Origin of the sequence: Streptomyces justiciae, from assembly GCF_015163075.1 — a bacterium.
GTDB classification, from domain to species: Bacteria; Actinomycetota; Actinomycetes; order Streptomycetales; family Streptomycetaceae; genus Streptomyces; species Streptomyces justiciae.
In genome coordinates, this window is record NZ_JADDXU010000042.1 from 1 (window position 1) to 4,013 (window position 4,013).

Consider the following 4,013-nt stretch of genomic DNA (forward strand, 5'->3'; position numbering starts at 1 on the left):
CTGTCACGGTCACCTCGCTTGGCACATTGCATACAGTCGACGAATACTGTATGAAGATTGTTATCCCGCATCCGATGGGTGATGTCCAGGGGTCGTGCACCACTTTTAAGACGGGAGCCGAATCATGGACCTGTACGAGCATCAGGCGCGGGGACTCTTCCAAGAGCACGGCATTCCGGTGCCGCGGGCGGAGGTCGCCGACTCCCCGCAGGAGGCCCGCGAGATCGCCCGCAGGCTCGGTGGCCGCGTGGTCGTCAAGGCGCAGGTGAAGACAGGGGGCCGGGGCAAGGCGGGAGGCGTCAAGCTCGCTGCCGACCCGCCCGCAGCAGAACTCACGGCACGTCAGATCCTCGGCATGGACATCAAGGGGCACACGGTCGGCAAGGTCATGCTGGCCCAACCCGTGGACATTGAGGCCGAGTTCTACGTCTCGTACGTCCTCGACCGCGCCGCCGGGCGCTTCCTCGCCATCGCCTCCGCGGAGGGTGGCATGGAGATCGAGGAGGTGGCCGCCAGCCGGCCGGAGGCGGTCGCGCGCATCCACATCGACCCGGCCGAGGGCGTGACGTCCGCGAAGGCGCAGGAGATCGCCGACGCGGCCGGTCTGCCGGCGCAGACCGTCGACGTTCTCGTACGGCTGTGGCAGGTGCTGGTCCGCGAGGACGCCGTCCTCGTCGAGGTCAACCCGCTCGTCCGTACCCGGCAGGGGCAGATCCTCGCCCTCGACGGCAAGGTCACGCTCGACGACAACGCCCGCTTCCGGCAGGCCCGTTGGGGCGCGGATGAGGCCGTGCACGACGACCCGCTGGAGGCCGCCGCCGCGGCGAAGGGTCTCAACTACGTCAAGCTGGACGGCGAGGTCGGCATCATCGGCAACGGCGCGGGCCTGGTCATGTCGACGCTCGACGTGGTCGCCGGCTGCGGTGCCCGGCCCGCCAACTTCCTCGACATCGGCGGCGGCGCCTCGGCCCGCATCATGGCCGACGGGCTGTCCGCCATCCTCTCCGACCCCGCGGTGAAGTCGGTCTTCGTCAACGTCTTCGGCGGGATCACCGCCTGCGACGCGGTCGCCGACGGCATCGTGCAGGCCCTGGACGCGGTGGAGTTGACCAAGCCGCTCGTCGTGCGCCTCGACGGCAACAACGCCGTCCGCGGCCGCGCGATCCTCGACGGCCGCGCCCACCCCCTCGTCCAGCAGGCCACCACCATGGACGGCGCCGCCCGCCGCGCCGCCCAACTCGCCAACACCAGTTGAAGGAGCGGGACATGGCCGTCTTTCTCACCAAGGAGTCCAAGGTCCTCGTCCAGGGCATGACGGGCGGCGAGGGCATGAAACACACCCGGCGCATGCTCGCCGCCGGCACGAACATCGTCGGCGGCGTCAACCCGCGCAAGGCCGGGCAGAGCGTCGACTTCGACGAGCGGGCCGTCCCTGTCTTCGGATCGGTCGCCGAGGGGATGCGGGCGACCGGGGCCGACGTCACCGTCGTCTTCGTACCGCCCGCCTTCGCCAAGTCGGCCGTCGTCGAGGCCGCCGACGCCGGCATCGGGCTGGCCGTCGTCATCACCGAGGGCATCCCCGTCCACGACTCCGTCGCCTTCACCTCGTACGCGAAGGGGAAGGGCACCCGGATCATCGGTCCCAACTGTCCTGGCCTGATCACTCCGGGCCAGTCCAACGCGGGCATCATCCCCGCGGACATCACCAGGTCCGGCCGTGTCGGCCTGGTGTCCAAGTCGGGCACGCTCACCTACCAACTCATGTACGAGCTGCGCGACATCGGCTTCTCGACCTGTGTCGGCATCGGCGGCGACCCCGTCGTCGGCACCACCCACATCGACTGCCTGGCCGCCTTCCAGGACGACCCCGACACCGAACTCATCGTTCTCATCGGGGAGATCGGCGGAGACGCCGAGGAACGGGCCGCCGCCTACATCCGCGACCACGTCACCAAGCCGGTCGTCGGCTACATCGCCGGCTTCACCGCGCCCGAAGGCAAGACCATGGGCCACGCGGGCGCCATCGTGTCCGGCTCCTCCGGCACCGCGCAGGCGAAGAAGGAAGCCCTGGAGGCGGTCGGTGTCAAGGTCGGAAACACCCCGACCGAGACGGCCCGCCTTGTGCTCGCCCGGCTGGAAACCGGCGCCTGACACCACCCAGGCTTCACTCATGGTTGGTACCGGGACCCCGCCGGGAACAACGGAGTAACCGCGGGGCGCACATCCGGCGCCACCGCAATCTCCCCCGCGCCAAAAGACCGTTGGCCGCGTCGGCACGTGTCCTCACGCGGTCCGCACCACATCACCCCCCGCCCCCGACTGTGCACCGAGAGCGGAGACACCGCATGACATCCACCCTCAACTCCACCCCCTTCGTGGTGAAGTCCGGCACGACCTGGGACGACGCCTGGCAGCGCTGCCTCGCCGTCGCCCCCGAGGCGTTCCGCGACGACCGCGTCCTCAACCTCTGGAACGCCGCCTGGCAGGCGGACGGCCGGGCCCTGCCCGCCACCAGCCCGGTCGACGGCAGCCCCATCGCCGGCCCGCCCCGCCTCGACCGCGACGCCGCCCACCGGGCCGTGCGCGCCTCCCTCGACCAGCACCGGGCCTGGCGGCACGTCCCGCTCGACGAGCGCCGCGCCCGCGTCGCGGCCACCCTCGACGCCCTCACCCAGCACCGCGAGCTGCTCGCGCTCCTCCTGGTCTGGGAGATCGGCAAGCCCTGGCGGCTCGCCCAGGCCGACGTCGACCGGGCCATCGACGGGGTGCGCTGGTACGTCGACGGCATCGAGCCGATGGTCGCGGGCCGGGCACCCCTGGACGGCCCGGTGTCCAACATCGCGAGCTGGAACTACCCGATGAGCGTGCTCGTTCACGCATTGCTGGTCCAAGCACTGGCGGGCAACGCGGTCATCGCCAAGACCCCGACCGACGGCGGCGTCGCCTGTCTCACCCTGGCCTGCGCCCTCGCCGCCCGCGAGGGCATCCCCGTCACCCTCGTCAGCGGCAGCGGCGGCGAGCTGTCGGAGGCACTGGTCAAGGCGCCCGAGATCGGCTGCGTCTCCTTCGTCGGCGGCCGCGACACCGGCGCCGCCGTCGCCACGGCCGTCGCCGACCTCGGCAAGCGGCACATCCTCGAACAGGAAGGACTCAACACCTGGGGCATCTGGAACTACTCGGACTGGGACACGCTGACGGCCGTCATCCCCAAGCTCTTCGACTACGGCAAGCAGCGGTGCACGGCGTACCCGCGCTTCGTCGTCCAGCGCGAGCTGTTCGACGCGTTCCTCGCGGCGTACCTCCCGGCCGTGCGCTCGCTCACCGTCGGGCACCCGCTGGCGGTCGCCCACGCCGACGACCCCTACCCGGCCCTGGACTTCGGGCCGGTCATCAACGCGGCCAAGGCCAAGGAGCTGCACGACCAGATCGCGGAGGCCATCAACCGCGGGGCCGTCCCGCTGCACCGCGGCACGCATGCCGACGCCCGCTTCCTGCCCGGCCAGGACACCTCGGCGTACGTCCAGCCCGTCACCCTCCTCAACCCGCCCCCGTCCTCCCCGCTGCACCACGCCGAACCCTTCGGCCCGGTCGACACCATCGTCCTGGTCGACACGGAGGCCGAGCTGCTGGCCGCCATGAACGCCTCCAACGGCGCCCTGGTCGCCACCCTGTCCACCGACGACCAGTCGACCTTCGACCGGCTCGCACCCCAGATCCGCGCCTTCAAGGTCGGCCACGGCAAGCCGCGTTCCCGCGGCGACCGGGACGAGCTGTTCGGCGGCTTCGGCGCCTCCTGGCGCGGCGCGTTCGTCGGCGGTGAGCTGCTGGTGCGCGCGGTGACCCAGGGCCCGGCGGACGAGCGCCTGCCCGGGAACTTCCCGGAGTACCAGCTGATGCCGTAAGGCCGACGCGACGGGCGGCGCCCTGGCACGGGCGCCGCCCGTCAGCGGCGAACACAACACTCAGTCGGTATGCAATATGCAAAACGAAGAGGGATGGGGTGGCGAGCATGA

The 4,013-nt window shown here is 70.9% G+C and carries 3 protein-coding genes; all 3 read left to right on the forward strand.

The window, feature by feature from the left end; translation table 11 throughout:
• Positions 1-124 precede the first annotated feature (124 nt).
• Positions 125-1,255 (forward strand): ADP-forming succinate--CoA ligase subunit beta, encoded by a 1,131-nt coding sequence (sucC, locus tag IQ210_RS46890; protein WP_194085392.1) that lies wholly within the window; start codon positions 125-127, stop codon positions 1,253-1,255.
• Positions 1,256-1,266: 11 nt separating this feature from the next.
• Positions 1,267-2,151 (forward strand): succinate--CoA ligase subunit alpha, encoded by an 885-nt coding sequence (gene sucD, locus IQ210_RS46895; protein WP_194085393.1) that lies wholly within the window; start codon positions 1,267-1,269, stop codon positions 2,149-2,151.
• A gap of 194 nt (positions 2,152-2,345) precedes the next feature.
• Entirely contained in the window at positions 2,346-3,902 is a 1,557-nt protein-coding gene (locus IQ210_RS46900; protein WP_194085394.1) for an aldehyde dehydrogenase family protein, read from the forward strand.
• Positions 3,903-4,013 lie beyond the last annotated feature (111 nt).